At 30.2% G+C, this 1516-nt stretch carries 2 protein-coding genes; both read right to left on the bottom strand.

The features are described 5' to 3' along the window. Positions 1 to 425: 425 nt before the first annotated feature. Entirely contained in the window at positions 426 to 839 is a 414-nt protein-coding gene (locus AA088_RS17405) for a hypothetical protein (RefSeq protein ID WP_046746320.1), read from the bottom strand. 2 nt (positions 840 to 841) lie between these two features. After that, positions 842 to 1516: hypothetical protein (locus AA088_RS18580; RefSeq protein WP_052752949.1), on the bottom strand; the 675-nt coding region annotated here is incomplete at its 5' end.

Raw genomic sequence — 1516 nt, 5'->3', positions numbered from 1 at the left:
CTTTTCTTGCTTTACACCACTAGAATCGTAAATTTAAGAAATATAAATGGCACTTTCTGATTTCTAAAAAATAACTAAAATTTTTTCAAAGTATTCCCAAAATCTCAACGAGCATAAAACCTACAAAAGACAGCAAAACAAAAAACCTTCAACTCTACTCAGGATGAAAATACTTGATGTGTCTGTAAAATCAAAACCTCTAATAAAAGTAAAAAGTAACATTGAATAAACAACATTACTTTTTACTCCAAATTTTTAATTTTTATTCAAATTTCATAACTATTTCATTTCTAATACAATCCCTTATAAGGAACAAATTATTTTAAAATATTCGTAGAGATTGCACGGCACTAGTTATTTGTTTACCACACGATACAATTGTGCGGGAGCGTGGAGCTAACGAGGACACTATCCCATTAACATCATTATCTATCATAACAAAGTCCATTTAAATTCGATGACTTGTGTATGTCTTTTATTGAATCTTTTTCCACCTTTATAGTAATTCCATTATAATCTATACCTGAAAGTTCAAATTTTCTTCTTGGTTTAGTATTTTCAGGGTAAAGTAAAGATTCTAGTTTTAACTTATAGTCTTGATTGACTTTGATTTTATTACAATCTTGTTTGAAATCATTTTTTGACGATACTATTTTATAAAAAGAATCTTGTTTCTTTGCATAAATAATATATGTTTGGTCAATAGAATCTATTTTCAAAATTCTATATTTTTGCTCCTCTTGAGAAATTTTTTTTTCAGCCAATTCTTTATTCTCATTTCTATGATTAAAATCACAAGACGTTAAAATTAAAATTAAAATTAAACTATATTTTTTCATAATTAATATTGTATTTCTAATATTGTTACTTTAGTTCCATCTTTTTTGATTGTAAAGAAGTTTTCTTTCCCTCCTCTATACAAGGCATTAACTTGCCCCCCTCTACTATCATAATATCTTCTATAAACTTTCCCTCCCTGAGGTGGCGCAGCTTGATGTGATTTATCATAAACATAATTTTCATCTAGAGCTGGAGGCACATATTCATATCCACAAGTTTGAGCTTCTAGACCTCCTAAGTACGACTCAACAACTTCATGCAAGACTGTTGCTCCTGGGTTATCATTAGCATCATCTAACTTTTTAGTTACAATAGGATTAACATCTTGTTCTGTACTAATTATACTTTTTGAAGCTACACCTCCTGTTTCCCCTATCTTCTGATTACCACTAAAAGCACCTCCAATAAAACTAACTCCTGAACCATCGCTTACTTTATGACCATTAGTTGTGTTTACATTTACAATAATAGAGCTATCATCTATTGCATTTACAAGTTGTTGTTGACTTTCAGAAAGAGGCCCATCAGTATTACGAGTATAAGTTACATTTCCATTTTCATCCATAGAGAGCTTTAATTCATTTCCTGCCGATGCTTGTAACTCGTCAAAAGTTTCTTGACTCATATTGCCTTTTATAATGACATCCTGTGGAGCCATTCCATCTGGATCAATAAA

Origin of the sequence: Kordia zhangzhouensis (genome assembly GCF_001005305.1) — a bacterium.
Lineage (GTDB): Bacteria > Bacteroidota > Bacteroidia > Flavobacteriales > Flavobacteriaceae > Kordia > Kordia zhangzhouensis.
Note: the sequence above shows the minus strand (reverse complement) of the source record. Positions and strands in the feature narration are given on the sequence as shown.

What these genes read in the sequence shown, in the direction of transcription:
- AA088_RS17405 (WP_046746320.1), bottom strand. Translation starts at nt 839, where the DNA reads ATGAAAAAATATAGTTTAATTTTAATTTTAATTTTAACGTCTTGTGAT.